This is a genomic window from Pseudomonas sp. DVZ6 (assembly GCF_024259445.1).
Classification (GTDB): domain Bacteria; phylum Pseudomonadota; class Gammaproteobacteria; order Pseudomonadales; family Pseudomonadaceae; genus Aquipseudomonas; species Aquipseudomonas peradeniyensis.
The window spans coordinates 61,665-88,179 of sequence record NZ_JANCLM010000028.1; the positions used below are offsets into that span (position 1 = coordinate 61,665).

At 65.1% G+C, this 26,515-nt stretch carries 21 protein-coding genes and 1 riboswitch; of the genes, 10 read left to right on the plus strand and 11 right to left on the minus strand.

Annotated elements, in window-relative coordinates; genetic code table 11:
- The first annotated feature begins 158 nt into the window (after positions 1–158).
- Entirely contained in the window at positions 159–1,007 is an 849-nt protein-coding gene (gene nadC / locus NMG10_RS16855) for a carboxylating nicotinate-nucleotide diphosphorylase (protein ID WP_232854709.1), read from the plus strand.
- 225 nt (positions 1,008–1,232) lie between these two features.
- On the opposite strand, the gene trxB is transcribed toward nadC, so the two are convergent.
- On the minus strand, positions 1,233–2,195 hold the full coding sequence (gene trxB / locus NMG10_RS16860; RefSeq protein WP_110736861.1) for a thioredoxin-disulfide reductase: 963 nt from the start codon (positions 2,193–2,195) through the stop codon (positions 1,233–1,235).
- A 315-nt stretch (positions 2,196–2,510) separates the two neighbouring features.
- Here trxB and cysZ point away from each other — a divergent pair, with 315 nt between their 5' ends.
- The gene (cysZ, locus tag NMG10_RS16865; RefSeq protein WP_254464754.1) at positions 2,511–3,239 is read left to right on the plus strand and encodes a sulfate transporter CysZ; all 729 of its coding nucleotides are present in this window, start codon (positions 2,511–2,513) and stop codon (positions 3,237–3,239) included.
- A 145-nt stretch (positions 3,240–3,384) separates the two neighbouring features.
- Here the strand turns inward: cysZ and NMG10_RS16870 are convergent, their stop codons facing one another.
- Entirely contained in the window at positions 3,385–4,701 is a 1,317-nt protein-coding gene (locus NMG10_RS16870; RefSeq protein ID WP_232854712.1) for a PAS domain-containing methyl-accepting chemotaxis protein, read from the minus strand.
- A gap of 179 nt (positions 4,702–4,880) precedes the next feature.
- Between NMG10_RS16870 and NMG10_RS16875 the strand changes: the two genes are divergently transcribed.
- Positions 4,881–6,092, plus strand: coding sequence for a glycosyltransferase family 1 protein (locus tag NMG10_RS16875; RefSeq protein ID WP_254464755.1), 1,212 nt, complete (start codon positions 4,881–4,883; stop codon positions 6,090–6,092).
- Here the strand turns inward: NMG10_RS16875 and NMG10_RS16880 are convergent.
- A complete protein-coding gene (locus NMG10_RS16880; protein WP_232854714.1) occupies positions 6,061–7,164 on the minus strand; it encodes an NADH:flavin oxidoreductase in 1,104 nt (367 codons plus the stop codon). The two genes, NMG10_RS16875 and NMG10_RS16880, sit on opposite strands and share 32 nt — an antisense overlap.
- 252 nt (positions 7,165–7,416) lie before the next feature.
- On the opposite strand from NMG10_RS16880, the gene NMG10_RS16885 reads away from it, so the two are divergent.
- Both NMG10_RS16885 and NMG10_RS16890 read left to right on the plus strand, forming a co-directional pair.
- Complete coding sequence (locus NMG10_RS16885) at positions 7,417–7,764, plus strand: HPF/RaiA family ribosome-associated protein (protein ID WP_203647969.1); 348 nt, start codon at positions 7,417–7,419, stop codon at positions 7,762–7,764.
- Positions 7,765–7,893: 129 nt separating this feature from the next.
- The gene (locus tag NMG10_RS16890; RefSeq protein ID WP_198743699.1) at positions 7,894–8,193 is read left to right on the plus strand and encodes a DUF3509 domain-containing protein; all 300 of its coding nucleotides are present in this window, start codon (positions 7,894–7,896) and stop codon (positions 8,191–8,193) included.
- A gap of 3 nt (positions 8,194–8,196) precedes the next feature.
- Here NMG10_RS16890 and NMG10_RS16895 read toward each other — a convergent pair whose 3' ends face one another.
- The gene (locus tag NMG10_RS16895) at positions 8,197–8,667 is read right to left on the minus strand and encodes a phosphate-starvation-inducible protein PsiE (RefSeq protein ID WP_050703765.1); all 471 of its coding nucleotides are present in this window, start codon (positions 8,665–8,667) and stop codon (positions 8,197–8,199) included.
- 222 nt (positions 8,668–8,889) lie between these two features.
- On the opposite strand from NMG10_RS16895, the gene NMG10_RS16900 reads away from it, so the two are divergent.
- Entirely contained in the window at positions 8,890–9,153 is a 264-nt protein-coding gene (locus tag NMG10_RS16900; protein WP_186713189.1) for a YebG family protein, read from the plus strand.
- A gap of 69 nt (positions 9,154–9,222) precedes the next feature.
- On the opposite strand, the gene NMG10_RS16905 is transcribed toward NMG10_RS16900, so the two are convergent.
- From NMG10_RS16905 to NMG10_RS16930, 6 genes are all read right to left on the minus strand, one after another.
- The gene (locus NMG10_RS16905) at positions 9,223–9,915 is read right to left on the minus strand and encodes a sensor histidine kinase KdpD (protein WP_186713188.1); all 693 of its coding nucleotides are present in this window, start codon (positions 9,913–9,915) and stop codon (positions 9,223–9,225) included.
- On the minus strand, positions 9,912–11,519 hold the full coding sequence (locus tag NMG10_RS16910) for a tetratricopeptide repeat protein (RefSeq protein WP_050703762.1): 1,608 nt from the start codon (positions 11,517–11,519) through the stop codon (positions 9,912–9,914). The genes NMG10_RS16905 and NMG10_RS16910 overlap by 4 nt, the downstream gene beginning before the upstream one ends.
- A 157-nt stretch (positions 11,520–11,676) precedes the next feature.
- Positions 11,677–14,394 carry a LuxR C-terminal-related transcriptional regulator gene (locus NMG10_RS16915; RefSeq protein WP_254464756.1) on the minus strand — a complete coding sequence of 906 codons (2,718 nt, stop codon included), beginning with the start codon at positions 14,392–14,394 and terminating at the stop codon, positions 11,677–11,679.
- A 432-nt stretch (positions 14,395–14,826) separates the two neighbouring features.
- A complete protein-coding gene (locus NMG10_RS16920; RefSeq protein WP_203647972.1) occupies positions 14,827–16,191 on the minus strand; it encodes a DUF1329 domain-containing protein in 1,365 nt (454 codons plus the stop codon).
- A gap of 25 nt (positions 16,192–16,216) precedes the next feature.
- Positions 16,217–18,142 (minus strand): DUF1302 domain-containing protein, encoded by a 1,926-nt coding sequence (locus tag NMG10_RS16925; protein ID WP_232854716.1) that lies wholly within the window; start codon positions 18,140–18,142, stop codon positions 16,217–16,219.
- A 331-nt stretch (positions 18,143–18,473) separates the two neighbouring features.
- Positions 18,474–20,156 (minus strand): fatty acid--CoA ligase, encoded by a 1,683-nt coding sequence (locus NMG10_RS16930; protein WP_254464757.1) that lies wholly within the window; start codon positions 20,154–20,156, stop codon positions 18,474–18,476.
- 295 nt (positions 20,157–20,451) lie between these two features.
- Here NMG10_RS16930 and NMG10_RS16935 point away from each other — a divergent pair, with 295 nt between their 5' ends.
- The 3 genes from NMG10_RS16935 (at position 20,452) to NMG10_RS16945 (ending at position 23,301) form a co-directional block, all read left to right on the plus strand.
- A complete protein-coding gene (locus NMG10_RS16935) occupies positions 20,452–21,417 on the plus strand; it encodes a 2-hydroxyacid dehydrogenase (protein WP_203647975.1) in 966 nt (321 codons plus the stop codon).
- A gap of 50 nt (positions 21,418–21,467) precedes the next feature.
- Positions 21,468–22,466: a class I SAM-dependent methyltransferase gene (locus tag NMG10_RS16940; protein WP_203647976.1), complete on the plus strand. Its 999-nt coding sequence runs from the start codon at positions 21,468–21,470 to the stop codon at positions 22,464–22,466.
- A gap of 39 nt (positions 22,467–22,505) precedes the next feature.
- Positions 22,506–22,625: riboswitch (yybP-ykoY riboswitch) on the plus strand.
- Between the two features lie 91 nt (positions 22,626–22,716).
- Positions 22,717–23,301 (plus strand): TMEM165/GDT1 family protein, encoded by a 585-nt coding sequence (locus tag NMG10_RS16945; protein WP_203652706.1) that lies wholly within the window; start codon positions 22,717–22,719, stop codon positions 23,299–23,301.
- Between the two features lie 73 nt (positions 23,302–23,374).
- Here the strand turns inward: NMG10_RS16945 and NMG10_RS16950 are convergent, their stop codons facing one another.
- Positions 23,375–24,190: a M48 family metallopeptidase gene (locus NMG10_RS16950; protein WP_110735860.1), complete on the minus strand. Its 816-nt coding sequence runs from the start codon at positions 24,188–24,190 to the stop codon at positions 23,375–23,377.
- Between the two features lie 152 nt (positions 24,191–24,342).
- Here NMG10_RS16950 and NMG10_RS16955 point away from each other — a divergent pair, with 152 nt between their 5' ends.
- Positions 24,343–26,484: a methyl-accepting chemotaxis protein gene (locus NMG10_RS16955; RefSeq protein ID WP_203647977.1), complete on the plus strand. Its 2,142-nt coding sequence runs from the start codon at positions 24,343–24,345 to the stop codon at positions 26,482–26,484.
- Positions 26,485–26,515 lie beyond the last annotated feature (31 nt).

The window sequence follows — 26,515 nt, forward strand, 5'->3', positions numbered from 1 at the left end:
GAAAACACTGATAGCTGCCAGCACGCCTTTCGCACGCCTCAACTGACAGTGCGTTCGCAAGAATGCTCAAACCGCCTGACCAAAGGTCATCGGCCCGGCAGCTGTACACGCAGCCCCCCTGCCCTATAATCGCCGGCACCTAGCTTGTGGAGCCGACCATGCCGAACCTACGCCTCGCCGACCTGACTGCCGAAATCGAAGCCAACGTGCGCCGCGCGCTGCTCGAGGACATCGGCAGCGGCGACATCACCGCCCAGCTGATCCCGGCCGAGCGCCTGGCCAAGGCGACCATCATCACCCGCGAGGACTGCGTGATCGCCGGCACCGCCTGGGTCGATACGGTATTCCGCCAGCTCGACCCACGGGTGGCGGTGCACTGGCAGGTGGCCGACGGTGAGCGGGCCACGGCCAACCAGGTGCTGTTCCACCTCGAAGGCCCGGCGCGCTCGCTGCTCAGCGGCGAACGCTCGGCATTGAACTTCCTGCAATTGCTCTCGGGTGTGGCAACCCGCGCGCGCTTCCTGGCCGACCTGGTGGAAGGCACCCAGGTGCGTCTGCTCGACACCCGCAAGACCCTGCCCGGCCTGCGCCTGGCGCAGAAGTACGCGGTCACCTGCGGCGGCTGCCACAACCATCGCATCGGCCTGTACGACGCCTTCCTGATCAAGGAAAACCATATCGCCGCCAGCGGTGGCGTGGCCGAGGCCGTGGCGGCGGCGCACCGCATCGCTCCGGGCAAGCCGGTGGAGATCGAGGTGGAAAGCCTGGACGAACTGCGCCAGGCGCTGGCGGCCGGGGCCGATATCGTCATGCTCGACGAGCTGACCCTGGACGAGATGCGCGAAGCGGTGCGCATCACCGCCGGCAAGGCCAAGCTGGAGGCCAGCGGCGGCGTCAACGAGACCACCCTGCGGGTGATCGCCGAGACGGGGGTGGACTACATCTCCATCGGCGCGATGACCAAGGATGTGAAGGCGGTGGACCTGTCGATGCGCCTGAGCCTCTGAGGTTTTCGCAAGGCATGAAAAAACCGGCCAGATGGCCGGTTTTTTTATCGCGGGGCACTCCCACATGCCATGCACAATCCCTGTAGGAGCGGCCTTGCGCCGCGAAAGGGCTGCACAGCAGCCCCTGTCTCGGTGGACCGCTGAAACTGCCGGGGCCGCTTTGCGGCCCTTTCGCGGCACAAGGCCGCTCCTACAGTGGAATGCTTGGCAGCGGCAAAGGCTGGATCAGTGCGCGGCGTTGGCCAGGCCGTCCAGGTAGCGCTCGACGTCCAGGGCCGCCATGCAGCCGGCGCCGGCCGAGGTGATGGCCTGGCGGTAGACGTGGTCGGCCACGTCGCCGGCGGCGAACACGCCCTCGACGTTGGTGGCGGTGGCATTGCCTTCACGGCCGCCGTGGACCACCAGGTAGCCGTCCTTCAAGGTCAGCTGGCCTTCGAACAGCGAGGTGTTCGGGGTGTGACCGATGGCGATGAACACGCCGTCGACCTTGATTTCGTCGAAGCTGCCGTCGTTGTTCTTCAGGCGCGCACCGGTCACGCCCATGTTGTCACCCAGCACTTCGTCCAGGGTGGCGTTGAGCTTGAGCTCGATCTTGCCTTCGGCGACACGGGCGTGCAGCTTGTCGATCAGGATCTTCTCGGCGCGGAAGGTGTCGCGGCGGTGGACCAGGGTCACCTTGCTGGCGATGTTGGCCAGGTACAGTGCTTCTTCCACTGCGGTGTTGCCGCCACCGACCACGGCGACCGGCTTGTTGCGGTAGAAGAAACCGTCGCAGGTGGCGCAGGCCGAAACGCCCTTGCCCATGAAGGTCTCTTCCGACGGCAGGCCCAGGTAGCGGGCGCTGGCACCGGTGGCGACGATCAGCGCGTCGCAGGTGTAGGTGCCGCTGTCACCCTGCAGGGTGAACGGCTTGTTGGCCAGGTCGACGGCGTTGATATGGTCGAAGACGATCTCGGTCTCGAAGCGCTCGGCGTGCTCCTGCATACGCTGCATCAGGGCCGGGCCGGTCAGGCCGTGGGGGTCGCCCGGCCAGTTGTCGACTTCGGTGGTGGTGGTCAACTGGCCGCCGGCCTGCATGCCGGTGATCAGCAGCGGCTTGAGGTTGGCGCGGGCGGCATATACCGCGGCGCTGTAACCGGCAGGGCCGGAACCGAGAATGATGACGCGCGAATGACGTACTTCAGACATGTCGAACTCCTGTCGAGCGGGCCGCACGGGTCCAGCATCTAGGTGCCGGTTGCGCCAGCTGGAATTAAAAGGGACCCACGCAGCACTTGGGGAAGGCTACAACGCGTTGGTCCAAAACCGAAAAAGTTGAGCGCACTGTAGCGAGGCCGCAGAGATTAAGGAAATATCCTTCGACAATCCACCTTATAGACAGTCTCTATCCGACAACCATTGTCCCAGTGCTTTGTTACACGCCGTTTCCCAGAGGTGCGGCTCCTTCCGTCGACGCGCCAAACTCGGTAAGGTCAGCGCGTTTTCCTCAAGCGGAGCATTCCGATGCAAGCCCCCGTCCTGTCCGGCCCCCAGTACCTGCGCGAGGGCCTGAAACTGGTCCTGAGCCCGAACCTGCGCCTGTTCGTGCTGCTGCCCCTGGCGGTCAACCTGCTGCTGTTCGGCGGCCTGATCTACTTCGCCGGCCATCAGTTCAGCCTGTGGGTCGATACGCTGATGCCCACCCTGCCCGAGTGGCTGAGTTTCCTCACCTACATCCTGTGGCCGCTGTTCGTCGCCCTGGTGCTGTTGATGGTGTTCTTCACCTTCACCCTGCTGGCCAACATCATCGCCGCGCCGTTCAACGGTTTCCTGGCGGAAAAGGTCGAGGTGGTGGTGCGTGGCCAGGACAACTTCCCGCCCTTCAGCTGGGCCGAGCTGGTAGCCATGGTGCCACGCACCCTCAGCCGCGAGATGCGCAAGCTGGGCTATTTCCTGCCGCGGGCCATCGGCCTGTTCATCCTCTCGTTCATCCCGGTGGTGAACGTGATCGCCGCGCCGCTGTGGTTGGTGTTCGGCATCTGGATGATGGCCATCCAGTACATCGACTACCCGGCGGACAACAACAAGATGAGCTGGCAGGACATGCTCGCCTGGCTGCGGCAGAAGCGCTGGCAGTCGATGGGCTTTGGCGGGATCACTTATCTCGCGTTGATGATTCCGGGGGTCAACGTGCTGATGATGCCGGCGGCGGTGGCCGGGGCGACGCTGTTCTGGGTGCGTGAGCGCACCTGAGCGCCCACAATCCTGTAGGAGCGGCCTTGTGCCGCGAAAGGGTGCGAAGCGCCCCAGGGTTCATGCGTCAAGCTGAGATCGCCGGGGCCGCTTTGCGGCCCTTTCGCGCCACAAGGCCGCTCCTACACAGGCGGTGTGAAGCCAATCAGTGGCTCAACTGGCTGGAAAACTGCCCCACCGCATCCACCACCTTCTTCGCCCCTTCCTGGATCTCGACGATCACCCCGCCAGTATCGGCGGCCAGGGCCAGGCCCTGCTCGGCCTGACGCTTGCTGGTGTCGATGATGTCCACCGCGGCCTGGGCCAGCTGTTCGTTCTGCTGCACCACCTTGGCGATCTCCTCGGTGGCGCTGCTGGTGCGCGAGGCCAGCTGGCGCACTTCGTCGGCGACCACGGCAAAGCCACGCCCCTGCTCGCCGGCGCGGGCGGCCTCGATGGCGGCGTTGAGCGCCAGCAGGTTGGTCTGCCCGGCGATGTCGCTGATGGTCTTGATGATCGCGCCGATCACCTTCGACTGCTTGTCCAGCGCCTGGATGCCATCGGCGGCGTCCTGCATCGAGCCTTCCAGGCCACGCATCACCTCGACGGTCTGGGTCACCACATCGGTGGCCTTGCGCGCGCTGTCGTCGGTCTCCAGCGAGGTGGTGTAGGCGATGTCGGCGGCCTGGGCCACGGCCAATTCCTGGTTGACCTGATCGGTGATCACGGTGGCGAACTTGACCACCTTGTACAGCACGTCATGGGCGTCGATGATCGGGTTGTACGAAGCCTCCAGCCAGACCACGCGGCCATGGGCATCGATGCGCTTGAAACGCTCGGCGACGAACTCGCCACGGCGCAGCCGGTTCCAGAACTCCTGGTAGGCCGCCGAGTTGGCCTCCTCCGGCTCGCAGAATATGCGGTGGTACTTGCCACGGATCTGCTCCAGGCTGTAGCCCATGGTCTGCAGGAAACGGTCGTTGGCGGTCAGCACCTGGCCTTCGAGGTTGAACTCGATCACCGCGGTGGAGCGCATCAGCGCCTTGATCAGGCTCTCGTGCTCGCGGGAAGTCTCGATGGTGCGGGTCAGGTCGCTGGAGTGCAGGGAGAAGTACTTGATACGCCCCTGGCTGTCCTTGACCGGTTGCAGGATCGAACGCAGCCAGGCCTCGTCACCGTTGCCGCGCAGCAGACGGAAGGCGCCGTTGAGGTGCTCGCCACGGGTGATGGCGTGCTTCATGCGCTGGTAGAAATCGAGCTTCTTCACATGCGCCGGCACGATCTCTTCGATGTTGCGCCCGATCAGTTGCTCGGCGCGATAGCCCATCTCGGCCTCGAAGTTGTTGTTTACCGACTCGATGCGCCCCTGGGGGTCGAGCTGGAGCACCAGCATCTCGCTGTCGAGGCTGTTCTTGACCTGCTCGATGGACATCAGCTCTTCGCGCAGTTGCTGGATTTCTTTCTTCAGTTTGCTGTTGAACATGGCCGCTCTCCCGGAGCGAATTCCTGTAGTCGAATGCCTCTGCATCGGCTGCGTGACAAGAGTTCTTGAGTGCGTTGCAAGGAAATATTCAAACGGGTGCAAGTGCCGGAAATCAGGCGTCATGCGCACGTCACAAAGGCGTCACATGGGCGCAACGGGGGCGGCCCAGACTTTTCCCCATGAGCACACCGTCCCTGCGTATCACCCTGGTCAGCGAAACCTTCCCACCCGAGATCAATGGCGTGGCCAACACCCTTGGCCGCCTCAGCGAAGGGCTGCGCCTGCGCGGCCACCAGGTGGAGCTGATCCGCCCGCGCCAGGCCACCGACAACGGGGCCGGCAACGACGAGACCCTGCTGCTGTGCCGGGGTTGGCCATTGCCGGGCTACCCGGGCCTGCAATGGGGCGAGGTGTCGATGCACAAGCTGTGGCGCCGCTGGCGCCGGCAACGCCCGGACGTGCTGTACATCGCCACCGAAGGCCCGTTGGGCCTGAGCGCCCTGCGCGCCGCCCGGCGCCTGGGCGTGGCGGTGGTCAGCGGCTTTCACACCAACTTCCCGCAGTATTCGGGACAATATGGCCTGGGCCTGCTGTCACGACTGCTCACCCACTACCTGCGCTGGTTCCACCGGCGCACCGCCATCACCCTGGTGCCCAGCGCCAGCCAGCGCCTGGAGCTGGAGCGCCGCGGCTTCGAACGGCTCGGCCTGATGGCCCGCGGGGTCGACGCCAGCCTGTTCAACCCGGCACGGCGCAATCAGGCCCTGCGCGAGCAGTGGGGGCTGGGTGTGGATGACATTGCCGTGCTGCATGTCGGGCGCCTGGCCGCAGAGAAGAACCTGGCCCTGCTGCGCCCTTGCATGGAGGCCCTGGGCAAGGCCTATCCGCAGCGGCGGCTGCGCCTGGTGATCGTCGGCGATGGCCCGATGCGTGGCCAGCTCGAACAGCAACTGCCCAATGCCATGTTCTGTGGCGCACAGCGCGGCGAGGTGCTGGCCGAGCACTACGCGAGCGGCGACCTGTTCCTGTTCCCGAGCCTGACCGAAACCTTCGGCAACGTCGTGCTCGAGGCGCTCGCCTCGGGCCTGGCCGTGGTCGCCTACGACGAGGCCGCCGCCGCCCAGCATATCCGCCACGGCCACAGCGGCGCCCTGGCCATGCCGGGGGACCAGGCGGCGTTCATCGACGCCGCCTGCTGGTTGCTGGAGGAAGGCGAAACCCTGCGCCGGGTGCGCCTCAATGCCCGCCAACACGCCAGCCGCCAGGGCTGGCTGGCGATCGTCGAGCAGTTCGAGGGCTACTTGTACGGCGCCTGCCGCGAGCCGCATGCTGCCCGCGAACAGGCCCCGCCGCTGGTGATCAAGCCAGGGTCGTCAGCGCCTCACGGCTGAACGGCAGCACATCGTCCTCACGCCCGTCCCGCACTTTGCGCGCCCACTCGGCATCCACCAGCAGGGCGCGGCCCACGGCCACCAGGTCGAACTCCTGGTCCTGCAAGCGGCGCAACAGCCCTTCGAGGCTGGCGGGCTTGGCCACCTTGTCGGTGGCCACCATGAACTGCAGGAACTCGCCGTCCAGGCCGACACTGCCCACGGTGATGGTCGGCTTGCCGGTGAGCTGGCGGGTCCAGCCGGCGAGGTTCAGCTCGCTGCCCTCGAATTCCGGCTCCCAGAAGCGCCGGGTGGAGCAGTGGAAGATATCCACGCCGGCCTCGGACAAGGGCTTGAGGAACGCTGCCAGGGCCTCGGGGGTTTGCACCAGGCGCGCGCTGTAGTCCTGCTGCTTCCATTGCGAGAAACGCAGGATGATCGGAAAGTCCGGGCCGACGGCCGCGCGCACGGCCTGGATCAGTTCGATGGCGAAACGCGAGCGCCCGGCCAGGTCACCGCCGTACTCGTCATCGCGACGATTGCTGGCGTCCCAGAAGAACTGGTCGATCAGGTAGCCGTGAGCGCCATGGATCTCCACGCCGTCCATGCCGATGGCCTGGGCATCGTGCGCCGCCTGGGCGAAGGCGGCGATCACCTCGCGGATATCCTCCCGGCTCATGCCGTGGACCAGCACCTGGCCGTCCTTTTCCTTGCCGCTCGGGCCATAGCCCGGAACCGCGGCGTCCGGCTCGGTACCCAGGCGGCGCACACTGCCCACGTGCCACAGCTGCGGCACGATGCGCCCGCCCTCGGCATGCACGGCCTCGACCACGCGCTTCCAGCCGGCCAGGGCATCCTCACCGTGGAAACGCGGCACGTTGGGGTAGCCGTTGGCGGCCTTGTGCCCGACCGTGGTGCCCTCGGTGATGATCAGGCCGACACCGGCGGCGGCACGGCGGCGGTAGTACTCGACCACGCCGTCGTGGGGCACGCCGCCGGGGCAGAAGGTACGGGTCATCGGCGCCATGACCACGCGGGTCGGCAAGTCGAGGGAGCCGAGGGTGAAAGGCTGGAACAGAGGGTTGCTGGACATGCGGCGCTCCCGAGGGATGAGATGGATGCGCCCGAGCTTAGGGGCCACCAGGTGCGTGTCACAGCATCATTGATTGCAGTGATCGGCAGGTATCGCTGCGAGCGGGCCGATTTGCAACAGGAAATTTATTTTGCAAAAGGGCTTGAATTCGTCCGGCGGTTGCCTGACTTTAGAGTCAAGAGGCGCAGAAAACCCAACGCCCTCAGTGGCCTAGGCACGCCTCTCGCGAGCAAGCTGAATAAGGATTGAATCATGCAAATCCAGGTCAACAGCAGCAACCAGATCCAAGGCAACGTCCGCTTGAACGAGTGGGTCCGCAGCACACTGCAGAGCAGCCTCGAACGTTACGAGGACGACCTCACCCGTATCGAAGTCCACTTGCGCGACGACAACGGCGCCAAGCCCGGACCGCACGACAAACGCTGCCAGATGGAGGCTCGCCCCAAAGGCCACCAGCCGATTTCCGTGACCCACACCGCCACTTCGCTGGAACATGCCGTCGATGGTGCCGCCAGCAAGCTGAACCACGCGCTGGAACACTTCTACGGTAAGCTGCGCAGCAAGCGCGCTATCCTGGAGCAGAGCGATCCAGACGCCTGACACTCGAATGTGTCCAATGAAAACGCCCGGCCTTGCGCCGGGCGTTTTCATTGCGTGCCGATCAGCGGGCCTGAACCAACCCACCCTTGCCCCGGTCAACCCCTGCAGTCATTCAGTGCAGGACCGACCATGAACAACCCTTTCGACCAGATCAGCGCCGCCTTCGCCCCCGAATACCGGGTCAACCTGAGCATCGAGCGCCTGGACGGCAGCATCATGCTGACCCTGTCCGACGACAGCGGCGTGGTCGCCAGGCGCCTGATCAGCCAGGCCCAGCGCAACGATCCGGTGCGCCTGCAGCGGGTCATCGACAGCATCCGCCTGGGCCTGGCCATCGAGCTGGGGCAGAACCCACTTGAGGTGCTGGCGGCCCTGACCCGCACCTGGCATGGCGAACAGCGCTTTCCCGCCGCCGGCATTGCCAACTGAGGGCTACTTGCTCTCGTCCACTTCCTTGCCGCTGGCATCCAGCGCCTTGGTCGACGGGTAGCGGTAGGAGGCGTAGCGCACCACCAGGATGGCGAAGGCCAGCAGCAGGATGCCGCCACACACGTACAGCAGCCCGACATCCGGTGCCTTGTGGTGCGAGACGTCGCCGATCAGCAGGCGGGTCAATGCAGTGATCGCCACGTAGAGCAGGAAGCGGATCGGCATGTGGTTGGTCTTGAAGTAGATCCCCACCATCGCCCCCAGCTCCAGGTAGATGAACAGCAGCAGGATGTCATCGACGCTGACCCCGCCCTTGCCCAGCATGTCCAGGAAGGTCACCACCGCCGCATAGGCGGTGATCGCGCCGATGCCGAACAGCGCCAGGTAGTGGAAGGCTTCCACGCACAGGTTGCCCAGCGAGTCGGCGGAGCCGTGCAGGCCCTTGCGCAGTCTTTCTGCCCATTTGATGTTCACGATGTTCGATTCCTAGATACGGCTGAAGGTCTTGTGCCATGCAGTTAAAGGGCCACGGCCCCTGTCTTGGAAGGCGGCCGATTGCCGCAGGGCACCTGTGGGCTACGCTGATTTTCAGTTTGCCGGGCCATCATTGCGGTTGCAGGGTGATGGCCTGGCGATGTACTGTATAAAAATACAGTGATCCGTAACCCCATCAGCAAAAAGGCACAGAGGTGATGAATGGCCGTCGAAGTGGTGTACCGCAGCAGCCGCGACCCGGAGCGCTTGTTCATGGATAAGGCCGAAGCAGACCGTCACGACAAGATGCTCGAACTGGCCGAACGCCTGGCCGAGGTACTGCACAAAGCCGTACCGTCGCTGAGCGAACAGCAAGTCGAGGAAGCCGGTATCTACATGGCCAAGAACCGCGACGTGTTCGCCCGGGCGTTCAAGAGCCAGCCGGATGCGCTGGCCGAACTGCTCGAAGGCGCAGCAGCCGAGTGATGGCTGCACCGGCCATTTCGCGGCCCCTTCGCGCCTGAGGCGGCACGACGGCCAACGCCGTGCTGCGGTTCAAGGCAGGTACAAGCGGAACAAGCCGCCCCCCAGCGTACCGCCATTGGCGATCTCGATCCGCCCGCGCACGCCGTTGCGCTCATGCAGCGCGGCAATTCGCGCGGCGAAGTACAACCCCAGTCCGGTACTGCCGCTCTGCGAATCGATGCCCTGCACGTAGTCGTGCTGGCGCTCGAGCATGCGCTGTGGATAACCGGCGCCATCGTCGTTGACACTGATCACCAACTGCTCGCCCTCTTCCTCGATGCTGATCAGCAGGGCGTGCCCAGCATAGCGGATGGCGTTGGTAAGCACGTTGGCCACCACCGAGGCGACCAGCTCACGGTCGAAGAAACCCAACGGGCTTTCGGTCTCGATACGCCAGGTGGCGAGGATGTCGCGGTGCTTGATCACGTCTTCCTGGGCCGCCAGCTGGGCCTCGATGAAGTCGTCCAGTTCGTGGTAGTCGGGGCAGATGGGCAACTGGTTGACGCCCAGCTTGTACAGCCCCAGCAACTGCACGAGCATGCCGTTCAGGTGGCTGAGTTCATGCTCCACCACGCCCTGCTCGATACCGCCGCGCAACTCTTCGGGCAGGCGCGCCAGCCACTGGCTGTGGGCGTGGGTGAGCGCCGAAAGAGAGTTTTTCAGGTCGTGCACGGTGGAGGCGATCACCGTGGAGAAGTCCAGCCCCTGGTTGTCCTGGTTCATGCGCCGAAGACCCGGATGTGCAGTTTGCGGTAACGGTCATAGCGACTGTCGCTGGCGGGAATGCCGGCCACGCTGGTGAGGCAGTCGCGACACTCCTGCATCAGCGCCGGCGGTGGCGTCTCGCCGCCGATGCGCAGCAGTGCCTGGGCGGTGTTCAGGGCGATGCTGATGTTCTTCGGCTGCAACGACAACGCCTTGCGGAACATGCCCAGCGCTTCGTTGAGCTGGCCGCCCTGGTAGCTGCGCACGCCCTGGCGGTTGAGGTCCACGGCTTCGGTCACCGCCCCCAGCACCAGCGGGTCGTCGGTGAGCTTGGCGACGCTCTGCATGACCTTGGGGTCGTCGCCGTAGGTTTCCACGCAACCCTTGAGAATCGAGGTACCCGCCGCATCCTGGCCAAGTTGCTGCAACTGCTTGGCCACCGTCAGCGCCGCCTCCACGGAGAAGAACTGGTCCATCTTCTCCAGGCGCTGCATGGCCTGCTCGGTGAGCTTGGCGGCGGTTTCCGGGTCGCCGGCCTGCTGCAGGCTGGCGGCCTTCATCAGGCGCGCGCGCACCTGCAGGCCCTGGTCCTCGACGTTTTCCTTGGCCACCTCGCTGAGCACGGTGTTGATCTCGACCCGGGTACGGGCATCGAGACCGTTGCCGCTGTTCTTGTTCATCAACGCCTGGACCAGCCCCAGATTACTCTCGGCGTCCTTGTAGCGCGAACTCTGCCCCTGGTTCACCGCATGGCGAAAGGCCTTGGAGGCACTCTCGAAGTCGGCGTTGTCCAGCGCCAGCTTGCCCAGCGCGGCCTGGCGGCGCACGGCGAGCGGCGACAGACGCACCGCCTCCTCAAGCATGTGCTGGGCACGCCGGGTCTCGCCCTGGGCCACCAGCACCTCGGCCATGCCATCGTAAAGGTTGGGCATGATCGGGAAGGCCTTGAGGGCCTGCTCGTAGACACCCTGGGCCTGGGCATTCTGCCCGCGCTTGTGCAACAGGCTGCCGAGCGCCGCGTAGACCCAGGGCTGCGGGCGGCTGGCGAGGATGTTCTTGAGGAATTTCTCCAACTCCTCGAAACGGTTGAGGTCGCGCAAGGCGTCGGCGCGATAGCGCAGGCACAGCGGGGCGAAGCGCGGGTCTTTCTTGCACAGCTCGGCGCAAGCGGCCAGCACTTCGGCCGGGCGCCCGCGATCAAGGGCTTGGAGAATGGGCTTGAGCAGCGTCTTGCGCTGGGTCAGCTTCTCCAGGCGCTGGGCCAGGCCGACCCGGTTGAAGGGTTTGGTCAGGTAAGCATCGGGTTCGTGCTCAATGGCACTGAGCACGATGGACTGGCTGCTTTCGGCGGTAACCATGATGAACACGCATTCATGGCTGATCAGCTTGTCAAGGATCAGGTCCTCGAGCACCTGCTGGCCGTTCTTCTTGCCGTCGCCCAGGTGGAAGTCCTGGAGAATGAAGTCATAGCGCTTCTGCCCGCACATGCGCAGCGCCTGTTCGCCACTGTCGGCGGTGTCGACGTCGCGCACGCCCAGCTCGCGAAGCATCGAGCGGGTCGAGGTGCGGAAGTCGGTGAAGTCGTCGACGATCAGAAAGCTTTTTTGCCCATACTGCAGCATCAACACGACCTGTATTGAAAAAAGTGGGGAAGTGGCGCGTGGCGATGCATACCGCCGAGGTCTGTATCGGCAGCGGTTCGGGAAAGATGAGCCCGGAAGGTAACGCCGAATGACGGCCTAAAGCCGCTATCTTAGCCGCCGACCTCGCCCCAAGCCACTAGACCAGCAAGCCAAGGGACTTGGCCCTGGCCACCGCCTGGGTGCGGCGCTCGACACCGAGCTTGCTGTTGATATGGCTGGCGTGGGTCTTGACCGTGTGCAGGGAGATGAACAGGCGCTCGCTGATCTGCTGGTTGGAACAGCCCTGGGCGATCAGTTCCAGCACCGCAAACTCGCGGCCGCTCAGGGCCTCGGTGGCACCGCCGCCGGTAGCCAGGGCCTGCGGCAGATGGGCCAGCAGATCGCTCTGCGCCGGGCAGGCCGCACGCCCCGTCAACTGCTCGCGCAGCCAGTGTGGCTGCTCTTCGATCAAGCGTTGGAAGGCCTGCAGGGCACCGCCCTGGGCCGCTTCCAGGGCAGGTGCGAGCAACCTGGCCGCTTCGGCGTCACGCCCCTCGGCCAGCAGCAGAGCGATCAATTGGCACTGCGCGCTGACCACCAGCGTCATGCCACCGCTGGCCTGGCCCCGCTCGACCAACGTGCGCAACCGCGCTTCGGCATCACCGGGGCGGGCCAGCACCCGTTCCAGCAAGGCCTGCTGCAATTCGATGTGCAGCGGCAACAGCGGGTGGAACTCCGGCGCGGCCGCAGGCTGCTCGCCACCGTAGGTCTGCCCCAGGCGCAGCAGCCAGGACTCGGCCAGGTCCGTTCGGCCCTGGGCCAACCAGAGCTCGCACTTCACCAGGGTAATCATGGCCAGGTAGAAGATCGGCGGCACGTCCCAGATATGCATCAGCCGCTCCGCCTCGGCCAGTTCCGAGAACGCCTCGGCAAAACGCCCTTCGCGACCGTCCAGCGAGGCGATCACGCAATGCCCGATCAGGACGCTGATGTCGCGGCAGCTGCGCGCCTCGCTGAGCCCGGCGCGCAAGCGCGCACGGCCCTGGGCACAGTGCAGGCGGGCCGCCAGCAAGTAGCCCTCGTACAGGGTCAGGCGCGCGCGCACGGCATACAGGCGTTGCCCCGAAAGGCCCTGCAACCGCTGCAATCCCTGGCGCACTTCGTCCAGGGCGCGCAGCACCTCGCCGCGGGCGTGCAGTACCCGCGCCCGATCGTAATGGGCCAGGGCTTCGAACAGCGGGTTGCCGACCCGTTGCGCCAATTCGAGTGCTTCGCGGTTCCAGCCCCGCGCCCGCCAGAAATCGCCATCGGCGATGGCCAGGTTCGACAAGGTCGACAGGCACACCAGGCGCTGGCCGTAGCGTTTGTTCGGCAGGCTCTGCAGCGCTTCGCCACAGTAAGCGAGTGTCCGCTCCCGATCGCCGCGGCCACGGGCAATGACCCCGCTCAGGGCCAACCATTGGGCCAGCATCGACTTCTGCGCGGTGGCCGACGGCGCGGGCAGGAAGCGGCTCAGGTAGGCCGCCAGCTCCTCGGCGGCGTCCAGTTGGCAGGCCAACCCCAGGGCCCAGCTGTACAGGACGATCAGCCTGGGCGTGCTGATCAACAGGCTGTCGGGCAGGTCCATCTTCCAGCGCAGCAGCATGCCGACATTCTGCTCCGCCAGCAGTTGCTCCTCGGACAGGCTCTGTACCAGGTCCGCCGCCACGTCCAGATGGCCCGCGCGCAGGGCCTGCTCCACCGCCTCGTCCAGCAGACCCTGCCCTTCGAACCAGCGGCAGGCGCGCAGGTGCAGCCCCGCCAGCGGCTCGCTGGCCTGCCGGCTACGCAGCAGGTCGGAGAACAGGTGGTGATAGCGGAACCACAGCCCATGCTCGTCGAGCGGCACCAGGAACACCTGGTGGGCCTGCAGGTAGCTCAGGATCTCGCCGCTGTCATGGCGCTCGCGCAGGGCGTCGCACAATTCGGCGCAGAAACGCTCCTGGCAGGCAGTCTCGTAGAGAAACGCCTGCACGGGGGCCGGCAGGATGTCGATGACTTCCTCCAGCAGGTAGTCGCGGATCAGTCCTTCGCCGCCATGCAGCGCCTGGGGCAAGGCGTGGTCCTCGCCGGACTCGCTGGCCGCCAGTTGCCAGAAACGCAGCCCCGCCACCCAACCGTCGCTGCGCTGGATCAGGTTATCCAGGGCCTGGCCGCGCAAACCGGTGGGCTGGCGGCCGATCACGGCCAACGCTTCATCGGGGGTCAGGCGCAGGTCCTGCTCGTTGAGTTCGACCAGTTGCCGTGACAGGCGCAGGCGCGCCAAGTGCCAATCGGGCCGCTGGCGGCTGGTGACCAGCAGGACCAACCCGGCCGGCAGATGGTTGAGGAAGAACTGCAGGCAACGATCGAGCACCGGCCCCTGGGCCAGGTGGTAGTCGTCCAGCACCAGCAGCAAGGGCGTGTCCGGCTGCAGGTAGAGCGCGAGTTCATCAAGCAGGCCGTCGAGCCACTCTTCGAAGGCGAAGGGTTGATGCCGCTGGCGCATCTTCAAAAGCCCCAGAGCCTGGCCGCCGAGTGCCGGGCAGAATTGCTGCAAGCCTTCGAGCAAGCGTTCGAGGAAGCGCCCCGGATCGGCATCGCGCTGGCTCAACCCGAGCCAGAGGCTGCGCCAGTGGCTGGGCAACGCCTGGCAGAACTCGACGGCCAGCGAACTCTTGCCGAAACCCGCCGGCGCGTTCACCAGCAACAGGCGCCCCGCCAGGCCACTTTGCAGGCGCTGGCACAGGCGTGCTCTGGGGACGTGTGTTTCCGGCAGCGGCGGCCGGAAGAAACGCCCATCCAGCAGGCCCAGGGCCTGGCTGGCGACTCCGTGGGTACGGGACAGGTCTGTCATGGCCGGCTCGTTCTGATTGGAATTAGGGCGGCGTTAGATTCAGCCCTTTCAAGGTGTTGGTAATAGGCGCGCGGCTTGGAGTTGCCGGGGCTGCTTTGCAGTCCTTCGCGGCACAAGGCCGCTCCTACAGGGGAGCGCGGTCGTCTGTAGGAGCGGCCTTGTGCCGCGAAAGGGTCGCAAAGCGGCCCCGGCACTCTTGAACCTGAGCGGCCATATCCCAAAAATCGCAAAAACCTTGAAAGGGATGGGCGTTACGGCTTGTTGCGAGACTAGCGGCAAACGCGGCGCATTTGAAGATGATGCAGCCGCTTTGCCGCAAAAAGACTACGACAAAAAGAAACAGGTTGCCCGATCTCACACCCACATGAACAGAAACGCCCCGGCAAGCCGGGGCGTTCTGGGAGATCAAACGGAGTTGCGATGCCTGTCAGCTCAACGCACACCGTCCTGACGCAGGGCTGCCGGCTGGAACTCGGCCTTGCTGGCGCTGAAGCCGAAGTTGTAGGCGCTCTTCTCTTCGTTCTTCATGCCCAGGGCCAGGTAGCGACCCGACTGCAGGTCGTAGATGGCCTCCAGGGTGTACCACGGCACCTGCACGTTGTAGTACGGCTGGGCGTGGGCCTCGGAAATGCGCCACAGCTGGTTGCGACCGTCGTACTGGTCGATCACCGCGGCCTGCCAGGTGTCCTCGTCGATGTAGAAGTCACGCTTGGCATAGATGTGACGCTGGCCTGGCTTGAGGGTCGCAACCACGTGCCAGACGCGGCGCAGTTCGTAGCGCGACAGGTCCTGGTTGATGTGCCCGGCCTTGATGATGTCGCTGTACTTGAGCTTCGGATCATCCAGCTTGTAGGCGTTGGAGGCGATGTACATCTCCTTCTTGCCTTCGAGTTTCCAGTCGTAACGGTCCGGCGCGCCGTTGTACATGTCCAGGTTGTCGGAGGTGCGCAGGCCGTCGGCGGCGGTACCCGGGCCGTCGTACGACACTTGCGGCGCCTGGCGCACGCGGCGCTGGCCGGCGTTGTAGATCCACGCCTTGCGCGGTTCCTTGACCTGGTCGAGGGTCTCGTGGACCAGCAGCACGGTCCCGGCCAGACGCGACGGCGCGGTTACTTTCTGCTTGAAGTAGAACAGGATGTTGCCCGGGTTGGCCGGATCGTAGTCATTCATCTTGTCGCGGAACACGAACTGGTCCTGGAAGTACACCAGGCTGTACGAGCCGTTCTGCTGCGGGGTGGCCTGGGTGACTAGGCGGGTCACGCTGCCGCCACGGTAGCGGGTGATGTGGTTCCAGATCACCTCCAGGCCGTCCTTGGGAATAGGGAACGGCACGGCGGTGCGGAAGTTCTCCAGGCCGTTGCCGCCCGTGACCAAGGTGGTCTTGGTGGCGTTTTCCTTGATCGCGGCGAACACATCGTCCGGTACCGTGGAACCACGGTGGGTCTTGTACACTGGGATCTTGTAAGTGTCCGGATAGCGCTTGAACATGGCAACCTGGCCAGGCGAGAGCTTGTCCTTGTACTGGTCGACGTTCTGCGCGGTGATGGTAAACAGCGGTTTTTCGCTGGCGTAAGGGTCGGACAGGAAGCCCTTGGCGTCGGCGCTGCCAGCGCTCTTGGACAGCGGTTCCCACGGGCCGATCGAGCCATCGGCGTTACCGGCCTTCTCCGCGCCCATCGGGGTCAGCGTGGAACCCAGCTTGGCCGCTTCGGTGGCGGAAACCGCAGCCATGACGCTGGTTGCCAGCAGGGACATGCCCAGTACACCGGCTTGCAGCAGACGTGTGGTCATTTTCATTGTGTGTCGTCCTGGATCAGGTTTCTTAGAAGTTCACGCCGAAGCTGAGGGCGACGAAGTCGCGATCATCCACGGTGGTGTACTTGCCATCGAAGAAGTTGGTGTACGACAGGCTCGCCGTGTAGGTGTTCTGGTACTCGGCGTCCAGGCCAAGGCTGACCGCCTTGCGGCCTTCCTCGAAGTTGCCGCCTGGGCCCGGGGAGTAACCGTCGACGTCATGCGACCAGGCCACGCTCGGGCGCAGGTTCACACCGGCGAAGACGTTGTTGTAGTCCCAGATGGCGCGCACGCGATAACCCCAGGAGTCGGAGGTGGTGAAGCCGTCGTTTTCGCAGTAGCGCGACAGGTTGTTCTGCTCGACGCCTGCCAGCGTGGTGGCGTTGAGGCTCTGGCAGCGGCCACTGGGCAGCGGGCCTGGCCCGTAGACCGGGTCGCGGCCGTAGCGCATCTTCGAGGTGCTTTCCAGGCCACCGACGTGCGTCCAGCCTACCTCGCCGACCATGGTCAGACGCTCGGCGCCCATGACCTGGTCGAAGAAGTGGGTGAACGTGGTCTGCAGCTGGGTGATTTCCTTGCGACGATAGCCAGGCTGGTCGGTGTTCGGCGTGCCTTTCAGGACCGATGCGTTCGGATCGAGTGGCGTCAGGCCCGAATACAGGATGTCGGTGGTGTTCAGTTGCACCGGCGCATTCGGGCGATAGCTGATCTCGCCGCTCCAGGCCGTGCCGGTAGGCAAGGTGGTGGAGAAGCTCAGGCCGTACAGGCGAATATCCTCGGGGTATTCGACGTAGTAGCTGGAGTTACCGGCGACATACAACGGCATCAGTTGTTGGAGCAACGCCGGGTTGGTCGCCGCGCCCGCTGGAACCCCAGCGCCGATCAGTGCGCCAGCCAGGTTGGCCGGGTTGTAGAAGCGCGCAGCGGCGCCTCGACCACTGAAGATCGGCGCACGGCTGTGATAGTTCATGAAGTAGCCACCGAACTCGGTATTCAGCGGCTCGTACATGTAGCGCAGCGCAACACCGAACTGGCCACTGTCCCGCGCATCACGGTCAGGACCACGACGCACGATCACACCTTCGTCAGGCGAGCCCCAGGAAACGCCCTGTGCCGCCAGCGCACGCATGGTCGGCCCCGAGAGCGCCCCCAGGCGTCCCGCCACGGCCGATTGCTTGGCCAGCACCGCCAGGTTGTTGTTGCAACCATCGGCGATTACGTCGGGCTGGGAGAAGAAGGTGCCGCAGTTGTCGACGACGGTCTGGTCCCACTCGATCTGGTAGAAGCCTTCGGCGGTCAGGTTGTCGGTCACGCTCTGCGACAGGTAGAACATGTTGACCGGGATCAGGCCTTCCTTGATCTCCGCACCCGGGCGGCGGAACGCCGAGACGTCGATGGGGTTGATGGCGTTGATGCCCCCCCCGATGAAGGTACTTTCACCCCAGCTCACCACCTGCTTGCCCAGGCGCACGGTGCCCGGCAGGTCGGCGATGCTGTAGTTGTGGTAGACGAAAGCGTCGAGCAGCTCCGCGCCCGAGGACTTGGCGCCCTCCTTGCGGTTGGAGTCGCTGATGTCCTTGAACTCGCGGTTTTCATCCTTGAGCTCGAAGTCATACCAGTACTTGCCGCGGACGAACACGCCGGTGTCGCCGTACTTGAGCTCCAGGTCGTGGATACCCTTGAAGATCTTCGAGAAGGTCTCGCCCTTCTTGAAGTTCAGGTGGCCATCGTCGGAGGTCTGCGACAGCCCCCTGCCGCCGTTGTTGGCCCCGATGAGGTTCTTGTTGGGGTTGGCAGTCGACCAGCTGGCGCCAACGGAGAGCGAGGAGTCGAACTGGCCTTCGATTTCACCGATGTTGAAGCTGACAGCGAAAGCAGGACTTGCGAGCGTGGAAGCGAGGCTGACGGCCAGGGGCAGTTTCGCCCGGCGCCAGAACAGGTTTGCAGATGTCATCGACGCTACTCCATGTACTTTTTTGTTATGGCAGTGAGTCCTTTCAGAAACGGCTCGAGCGCCCGGTGAAGCAGGCTCCTGCCCGTGGCGCCGCGCGTTGCCGCGTGGCGCCCTCCCCCATTCCTGAAAATCCCCTGACCCGACTATAGCCAGCGGTCACAGGTGCTTGATCCCTCTAAAGTGTGATTTGCGCGTCCCGCTTGCGGCCCACCCCGATCGGCCGGCCTGCGCGCTGGCAGTGCTCAAGCATGGCTCAATTCTACCGTTTGACAAGGCGCCATCCTGTCTAGCCTGCGGGGTCGCGCTGGAAAAAGCGCGACCCGCGCCCGGGTTACAGGGTGGAGAGGAAAGCGCTGTTACTGGCCTGCCACTGGCTGATATCCACGCGGATACGCTTCTTGTCGAGCTTGCCGACGCTGGTCTTGGGAATTTCAGTAACAAGGGCGATCTGGCTGGGAATCGCCCACTTGTTGATGTGCCCCTGCTCGACGAAAGGCTTGAGGTGTTCCTTGAGCGCGCGCGCATCGATGCTCTGCCCCTCGCGCACCACCAGCAATGCGAACGGGCGCTCGCCCCACTGCGGATCGGGCACCCCGACCACCGCGACCTCGCGCACCGCCGGGTGACGGCTGACCAGGTCTTCGAGGTCGAGCGACGAGATCCATTCACCACCGGTCTTGATCACATCCTTGATGCGGTCGCGGATGTCGATGAAGCCCATGCCGTCCAGCGTCGCGACATCGCCGGTGTGCAGCCAGCCGCCCTGCCAGAGCTCCTCGCCCTTTTCCGGTTCGCGGAAGTAGCCCATGGTCAGCCAGGGCGCGCGCAGCACCAGTTCGCCCTGGGTCTCGCCATCGGCGGGCAGGAAGTTGCCATTGCCATCGACGATGGCGGCCTCGACCAGGGGCACCGGCACGCCGGCCTTGATCCGGTAGCTGGTGCGCTCATCCTCGCTGCCGGCCTGCAACTCGTCGTTCAGGTGCGCGGCACTGATCAGCGGGCAGGTCTCGGACATGCCGTAGGCGGCGGTGAGCTGGATGCCCCGGGCCAGCGCCGCCTGGTACAAGGCGCGGTTGAGCGCGCTGCCGCCGATGATGATCTTCCAGCCGCCGAAATCCTGGCCGGCCGCCGACGGGCAGTTGAGCAGCATCTGCAGGATGGTCGGCACGCAGTGGGAAAAGGTGACCTTCTCCTCGCGCCACAGCCTGATCAGCATGTCCGGCTCGTAGCGCCCCGGGTAGACCTGCTTGATACCCATCATGGTCGCCGCGTAGGGGATGCCCCAGGCGTGCACATGGAACATCGGCGTGATCGGCATGTAGACGTCGTTGCTGCTCAGCAGCCTCACGCTGTCCAGGCTGCCCAGCACCGAAGTTTCGGCCAGGGTGTGCAGCACCAGCTGGCGATGGGTGAAATACACCCCCTTGGGATTGCCGGTGGTGCCGGTGGTGTAGAAGGTGGTGGCCACCGAGTTCTCGTCGAAGTCGGGGAAGTCGTACCCCGGGCTGGCGGCAGCCAGCAGTTGCTCGTACTCGCCCACCAGGTTCGGCAGGTCGGCGGTCTTGTCCGGGCCGTCGGTCAGCAGCAGGGTCTTGTCGACCGTGGTCAGCTGCCCGGCGATGCCCTGGTAGAGGCCGATGAAATCACTGTTGACCAGCACGAAGCGGTCTTCGGCGTGATTCATGGTGTAGAGGATCTGCTCGGGCGACAGGCGCACGTTGATGGTGTGTACCACGGCGCCGATCATCGGGATGGCGAACATGCACTCCAGGTAACGGTGGCTGTCCCAGTCCATCACCGCCACGGTGTCACCGGCCTTCACACCGGCCGCGGTCAACACATTGGCCAGGCGGGCGATGCGCTCGTTCAACTGCGGGTAAGTGAGGCGGATCTGGTCGCGGTAGACGATCTCGCGGGTCTTCTCGTAGCGGCTGCCGGACATCAGCAGGCGCTTGATCAGCAACGGGTATTGGTAGGCGCCCTCGGCGGGCTTGATGATGCGTGTCTGCAACATGGGTATCCCTTTTCTTCAATACGGGCAGAACGGTTCAGGAATCCACTGTAGTTCGGTGACGCACCGGTCAAATCAGCCGAAGGAATGATTTGCCGCGCCAAGGTATGAGTGGCGATGTCGGCGTTGACGAACAGCAACGCCGGGCCAGACACTGCCCCGAACGGATCGCGTGCCCTGTGGGAGCGGCTTTACCCGCGAATGCGCTAGTGGACTCGCCTGCGCATTCGCGGGTAAACCCGCTCCCACAGCTTCGAACCGCCACCAAGAATGTATCCAGCCCTGCACCGGAGCCTCCATGCCCAGCCCACGTCGCGCCGTGTTTCTCGATCACCAGTCACTGGACCTGGGTGACCTCGACCTTTCGCCACTGCAGTCGCAGTTCGATGAACTGCAACTGCACGCCGCCACCGCGCCAGGGCAGGTCGCCGAACGCCTGCAAGGCGCCACGGCGGTGATCAGCAACAAGGTGATGCTCGATGCCGCCACACTGGCCGCCGCCCCTGACCTCAAGCTGATCCTGGTAGCCGCCACCGGCACCAACAATGTCGACCTGGCCGCCGCCCGTGCCCAGGGCATCACCGTGTGTAACTGCCAGGGCTACGGCACGCCGTCGGTGGCCCAGCACACCCTGGCCCTGCTACTGGCCCTGGCCACGCGCCTGTGCGACTACAACCAGGCGGTGAAGGCCGGACAATGGGCCAAGGCCAGCCAGTTCTGCCTGCTGGACTTCCCCATCGTCGAGCTGGAAGGCAAGACCCTCGGCCTGCTCGGCCATGGCGAGTTGGGTGGCGCGGTGGCGCACCTGGCCGAGGCGTTCGGCATGCGCGTGCTGAGCGGGCAGATTCCCGGCCGCCCACCCCGGGCCGATCGCCTGCCGCTGGACGAACTGCTGCCGCAGGTCGATGCCCTGACCCTGCACTGCCCGCTCAACGAGCAGACCCGGCACATGATTGGTGCCAACGAACTGGCCCTGCTCAAGCCGGGCGCGCTGGTGGTCAACACCGCCCGCGGCGGGCTGATCGACGAACAGGCCCTGGCCGACGCCCTGCGCCGCGGTCACCTGGGCGGCGCCGCCACCGATGTGCTGAGCGTTGAACCGCCGGTCGAGGGCAATCCGCTGCTGGCGGCGGACATCCCGCGCCTGATCATCACCCCGCACAGCGCCTGGGGCGCAGTGGAGTCACGCCAGCGCATCGTCGGGCAGCTGGCCGAGAACGCCCAGGCCTACTTCGCCGGCCAGCCGCGGCGAGTGGTCGGCTGATCCGCCGACGCCTCTGGTACACTGCGCCACTTTTTCAGGAGGCGTCGTCCATGGACCCGCGCAGTGAAGTGTTGCTCCGCCAGGCAGAGCTGTTCCAAGGCCCGCTGCTGATCGCCGGCGCCCAGGCCGATGGCCTGCTCGGCCAGCTGCCCGGCGCCCATGGCTGGACCTGGCATGCCGGCGACCAGGCGCTGCTCGAGAGCCGTTTCGCCGGGCGCAGCCACTACGGCGTCGAGGTGCCCGAGGTGGCCTTCGACGCCGCCGTGCTGTTCCTGCCCAAGTCCCGCGAGCTGGCCGCCTACCTGCTCAACGCCCTGGCCTCGCGCCTGGGCGGTCGCGAGCTGTACCTGGTGGGGGAAAAGCGCGGCGGCATCGAAGGCGCGGCCAAGCTTCTGCAGGCATTCGGCAAACCGCGCAAGCTCGACAGCGCCAGGCACTGCCAGTTGTGGCAAGTAACCGTGGACAGCGCCCCTGAGGCCAAGCCGCTGGAAAGCCTGGCCGAACGCTTCGAACTGCCGCTGGAAGATGGTCCGCTGCAAGTCATCAGCCTGCCCGGGGTGTTCAGCCATGGGCGCCTGGACAAGGGCACCGCGCTACTGCTGGAGCACCTTGACGGCCTGCCCGGCGGCCATGTCCTAGACTTCGGCTGCGGCGCCGGCGTGCTCGGCGCCACGATCAAGCGCCGTTATCCGCAGAGCCGGGTCACCTTGCTCGATGTCGATGCCTTCGCGGTCGCGGCCAGCCGCCTGACCCTGGCGGCCAACGGTCTGGAAGGCCAGGTGATCAGCGGCGACGGCATCGATGCCGCGCCGGCCGATCTTGACCTGATCCTGAGCAATCCGCCATTCCACACCGGCGTGCACACCGACTACCAGGCATCGGAAAACCTGCTGAAAAAATCAGGCGAACATCTGCGAAAAGGCGGCGAAATGCGGCTGGTCGCCAACAGCTTCCTGCGCTACCAGCCGTTGATCGAAGGCGCCCTGGGCAACTGTGAAATCCGTGCCGAGGCACAAGGCTTTCGCATCTACCGAGCGACCCGCGGCTAAAAACAGGGCTTGCCGAAAGCGTTTCGCCTAGGCAGAATCCGCTCCGTCCTAGGGGAGTAGTCTCCCGCGAGCGCCCTGCTCGCCCGGCACGCGTCAACACACTTGGCCCACAGGCCATGGCGCGTGCGACCCACGATCTGCGCAGACAGGTCCAGGGTTTGACAAGACCTATGACACGCACACCTTACCCGGGGCGGGAAGGCTGTACGTGTCATAGCCGTGTCGACCCGCCCCCGTAGGAATCCTGATGCTGGAATCGTTGCTCGTCCCCACCGCCATCGTTGCCCTCGCCGAAATCGGCGACAAGACGCAATTGCTTGCGCTCATCCTCGCCGCACGCTTTCGCAAGCCTTGGCCGATCATTGCCGGGATCATCGCCGCGACCCTGGCCAACCATGCCGCCGCAGGTGCCGTGGGCGCCTGGGTCAGCGGTTTCTTCAGCGAGTCGGTGCTGCACTGGATTCTTGCCGCGAGCTTCACCGCCACCGCGCTGTGGACCCTGGTACCGGACAAGATGGACGATGACGAAACCAGCAACGCGCGCCGCTTCGGGCCGTTCGTCACCACGCTGATCGCGTTCTTCCTCGCCGAGATCGGCGACAAGACCCAGGTGGCCACGGTGATGCTGGCCGCCCAGTATCCGCACCTGATCATGGTCATCATCGGCACCACCTTGGGCATGCTGATCGCCAACGTGCCGGTGGTCCTGGCGGGCAACTTCGCGGCGGAGAAACTGCCGCTGACGCTGATCCGTCGCCTGGCGGCGACCGCGTTCATCGTGCTGGCCATCGTCGCGGTGTATTCGGCGATGAAGACCAGCGGCTGGATAGGGTGAAGCAGCGACAAGTGGCAAGCTACAAGCGGCAAGAAAGAGCAGATGCGTCCTTACTTGCCGCTTGAAGCTGCTTTTACTTCTTGGCCGCTTGATACAACGGCATCACCTTCGGAATCGCTGCCTGCAGCGAGGCGATCCGGCTGCTCGACGCCGGGTGGGTGCTCATGAACTCAGGCGGCGCGCCTTCGGACGCCTTGCTCATCTTGTTCCACAAGGTGATCGCGGCGTTCGGGTCGTAGCCGGCGCGGGCCGACAGCTCGAGGCCGATCAGGTCGGCTTCGTTCTCGTTGGCCCGGCTGTTGGGCAGGGTCATGGCGTAGTTCACCACGGTGTCGGCCATGGCCATGCTGTCCTGGCCCAGGCCGAAGATCGCGCCGGCACCCTGGCGGGCCATTTCCACGCCATAGGCCTTGGACATCGCTTCACGGCTGTGCTCGCGCAGGGCGTGGGCGATCTCGTGGCCCACCACCGCGGCGATCTCGGCGTCGGTCAGCTTGAGCTGATCGATCAGGCCGGTGTAGACGATGATCTTGCCGCCCGGACCGCAGTTGGCGTTGAGCTCGTCGCTCTTGATCACGTTGACTTCCCAATTCCACTGCGCGGCATCCGGCCGGAACTGTGGTGCCTGGGCAATCAGGCGCTTGGCGATGGCCTGTACGCGCTTGGCATCATTGCTGCTCTTGTCCAGCACGCCCTTGCTCGACGCCTCGCCGAGGGTCTGCTGGTAGGACTGGGCGTACATCTGGTTGACCTCATCGGTCGAGAGCATGCTGAACATGTACTGCTGGCGCTGGACGCCCACGGCACCGCCACTGGTGGTATTGACCGCCTGGCAGCCGCCGAGCAGGACGCTGGCCGTCAGCATGCTGACAACGAATGACTTACGCATGAAAACACTCCCTATTTACGTGCCGCGTATCCTAGGCCCTGACGCCCGTGCCTGCCAGAGCCACAGGTAAGATTTCTGACAAGCCCCTCATGCTTTGGTATTAGCCCGCCGATAACCCTCGGTAACGACCTCCTTGCGCGCGGAGCTTTGCCATGAAGTTCAAGTCGATCCAGTTTTCCGTGGCCGCCCTGGCCGGTGCCATCGTGCTGAGCATTGTCGCGGCCCTGGTGCTGTACGCCGTGTATTCCGGGCAGCGGACCCAAACACTGGTGCAACAGCGCACGCAACAGCAGTTCGAGACCGTCATCGAACAGCGTCTCTCGGCCCTGGCCCGCACCCAGGTCAGCGAGATCCAGCGCGGCCTGGAAGCGCCCCTGGCGATCGCCCGCGGCCTGGCCACCGGCAACGCCATGCTCGGCATGCAGGGCGCCGATGGCCAGCCGCTGATGCGCATTGATCGTGAACACCTGATCAACCAGCTCAAGCGCACCGTGGAGGTCAACCCGAGCGTGCTGGGCGCTTACCTGGGCTGGGAGCCGAACGCCCTCGACCATGCCGATGGCCGTTACGTCGGCAGCCACCTGGTGGGCATCGACAGCGCCAGCGGGCGCTTCCTGCCCTGGTGGTTCCGCAATGGCGACGGCAGCCTCGGCCAGGACAAGCTGGCCGATGTCGACGACCGCACGGTGCTCGCCACCGGCGTGCGCGCCAGCGAGTACTACCTGTGCCCCAAGGAGTCGAAGAAGGCCTGCGTGATCGATCCCGCGCCTTATAAGGTGGGCGACAAGATGGTCATGCTCGCCTCGTTCGTCGAACCGATCATGATCGACGGCCAGTTCCAGGGCATGGCCGGCGCCGACCTGTCGGTGAACTTCATCCAGGACTTGCTCAATGCCGCCGACCGCCAGCTCTACGACGGCGCCGGCGAACTGGCGCTGGTCTCCAGCAACGGCCGCCTGGTGGCCTACACCCGCGATCCGGCCAAGTTCGGCGAAAAGGCCGGCGACGTGCTGGACAGCGACGAAGCCAACACCCTCAAGAACCTGAGCGGCGAGGCGCTGCACTATGAAGTGGACGCCGCCAAGGACCGCATCGAGCTGTACCTGCCGTTCAAGATCGCCGGCACCGACGCACGCTGGACCCTGCTGCTGGAGCTGCCGCTGAGCACGGTCATGGCCGACGTCAACCGCCTGCAGCAGGACCTGGCCGAACAGCGCCGCACCGATATCGCCGGCATGACCGTGGTCGGCCTGGGCATCGCCGCTCTCGGCCTGCTGGTGATCTGGTTGCTGGCCCTGGGCATCGCCCGCCCGCTCAAGCAGATGGTGAGCATGCTCGACGACATCGCCCAGGGCGAAGGCGACCTGACCCGGCGCCTGCAGAGCGACCGGGCCGACGAACTGGGCGCCATCGCCAAGGGCTTCAACACCTTCCTGGCCAAGTTGCAGGCGATGATCAGCCAGGTGGTCAGCTCGGTGCAGAAAGTCAGCGACTCCTCGGAACACACCGCCGACATCGCCATCCGCACCAACCAGGGCGTGCACAAGCAGATGGCCGAGATCGACCAGGTGGCCACCGCCGTGCACGAAATGACCGCCACCGCCCAGGATGTGGCGCGCAACGCCACGCAAGCGGCCCAGGCCGCCAGTGAAGCCGACCGCGCCGCCAACCAGGGCCTGGACATCGTCCGCGATACGTCGCACTCGATCAGCGAGCTGGCCGCCGAGATCGGTCGCGCCGTGACCGTGGTCCAGGACCTGGCCCGCGACAGCGAGAACATCAACGCCATCCTGGTGACCATCCGCGCCATTGCCGAACAGACCAACCTGCTGGCGCTCAACGCCGCCATCGAGGCGGCCCGGGCCGGCGAACAGGGCCGCGGTTTCGCGGTGGTCGCCGACGAGGTGCGCAACCTGGCGCAGAAGACCCAGCAGGCCACCCAGGAAATCCAGCAGATGATCCAGCAACTGCAGCTGGGCACCCGCGAGGTGGTCAAGGTGATGGAAGACAGCCAGGGCAAGACCGACATCAGCGTGCAGCAGGCCAGCCGCGCGGCCGAGTCGCTGGCGAGCATCACCCAGGCGGTGTCGGTGATCAACGACATGAACACGCAGATCGCCAGCGCCGCCGAGGAGCAGAGCGCCGTGGCCGAGGACATCAACCGCAACGTGATCAACATCGGCCAGGTAGCCGGCGAGGTGGCCGGCGGCGCCGACGAGTCGAGCCAGGCCAGCGCCGAGCTGACCAAGCTGGCCGAGCAGCAGCGGCGGTTGATCAATCAGTTCAGGGTGTAGGCCTGCACGCGCGCCCTTGTAGGAGCGGCCT

Excerpts from the sequence above, each read along its gene's own strand:
- nadC (WP_232854709.1), top strand. The coding sequence starts at position 159 with ATGCCGAACCTACGCCTCGCCGACCTGACTGCCGAAATCGAAGCCAAC.
- trxB (WP_110736861.1), bottom strand. The coding sequence starts at position 2,195 with ATGTCTGAAGTACGTCATTCGCGCGTCATCATTCTCGGTTCCGGCCCT.
- cysZ (WP_254464754.1), top strand. The coding sequence starts at position 2,511 with ATGCAAGCCCCCGTCCTGTCCGGCCCCCAGTACCTGCGCGAGGGCCTG.
- NMG10_RS16870 (WP_232854712.1), bottom strand. The coding sequence starts at position 4,701 with ATGTTCAACAGCAAACTGAAGAAAGAAATCCAGCAACTGCGCGAAGAG.
- NMG10_RS16875 (WP_254464755.1), top strand. The coding sequence starts at position 4,881 with ATGAGCACACCGTCCCTGCGTATCACCCTGGTCAGCGAAACCTTCCCA.
- NMG10_RS16880 (WP_232854714.1), bottom strand. The coding sequence starts at position 7,164 with ATGTCCAGCAACCCTCTGTTCCAGCCTTTCACCCTCGGCTCCCTCGAC.
- NMG10_RS16885 (WP_203647969.1), top strand. The coding sequence starts at position 7,417 with ATGCAAATCCAGGTCAACAGCAGCAACCAGATCCAAGGCAACGTCCGC.
- NMG10_RS16890 (WP_198743699.1), top strand. The coding sequence starts at position 7,894 with ATGAACAACCCTTTCGACCAGATCAGCGCCGCCTTCGCCCCCGAATAC.
- NMG10_RS16900 (WP_186713189.1), top strand. The coding sequence starts at position 8,890 with ATGGCCGTCGAAGTGGTGTACCGCAGCAGCCGCGACCCGGAGCGCTTG.
- NMG10_RS16905 (WP_186713188.1), bottom strand. The coding sequence starts at position 9,915 with ATGAACCAGGACAACCAGGGGCTGGACTTCTCCACGGTGATCGCCTCC.
- NMG10_RS16910 (WP_050703762.1), bottom strand. The coding sequence starts at position 11,519 with ATGCTGCAGTATGGGCAAAAAAGCTTTCTGATCGTCGACGACTTCACC.
- NMG10_RS16915 (WP_254464756.1), bottom strand. The coding sequence starts at position 14,394 with ATGACAGACCTGTCCCGTACCCACGGAGTCGCCAGCCAGGCCCTGGGC.
- NMG10_RS16920 (WP_203647972.1), bottom strand. The coding sequence starts at position 16,191 with ATGAAAATGACCACACGTCTGCTGCAAGCCGGTGTACTGGGCATGTCC.
- NMG10_RS16925 (WP_232854716.1), bottom strand. The coding sequence starts at position 18,142 with ATGACATCTGCAAACCTGTTCTGGCGCCGGGCGAAACTGCCCCTGGCC.
- NMG10_RS16930 (WP_254464757.1), bottom strand. The coding sequence starts at position 20,156 with ATGTTGCAGACACGCATCATCAAGCCCGCCGAGGGCGCCTACCAATAC.
- NMG10_RS16935 (WP_203647975.1), top strand. The coding sequence starts at position 20,452 with ATGCCCAGCCCACGTCGCGCCGTGTTTCTCGATCACCAGTCACTGGAC.
- NMG10_RS16940 (WP_203647976.1), top strand. The coding sequence starts at position 21,468 with ATGGACCCGCGCAGTGAAGTGTTGCTCCGCCAGGCAGAGCTGTTCCAA.
- NMG10_RS16950 (WP_110735860.1), bottom strand. The coding sequence starts at position 24,190 with ATGCGTAAGTCATTCGTTGTCAGCATGCTGACGGCCAGCGTCCTGCTC.
- NMG10_RS16955 (WP_203647977.1), top strand. The coding sequence starts at position 24,343 with ATGAAGTTCAAGTCGATCCAGTTTTCCGTGGCCGCCCTGGCCGGTGCC.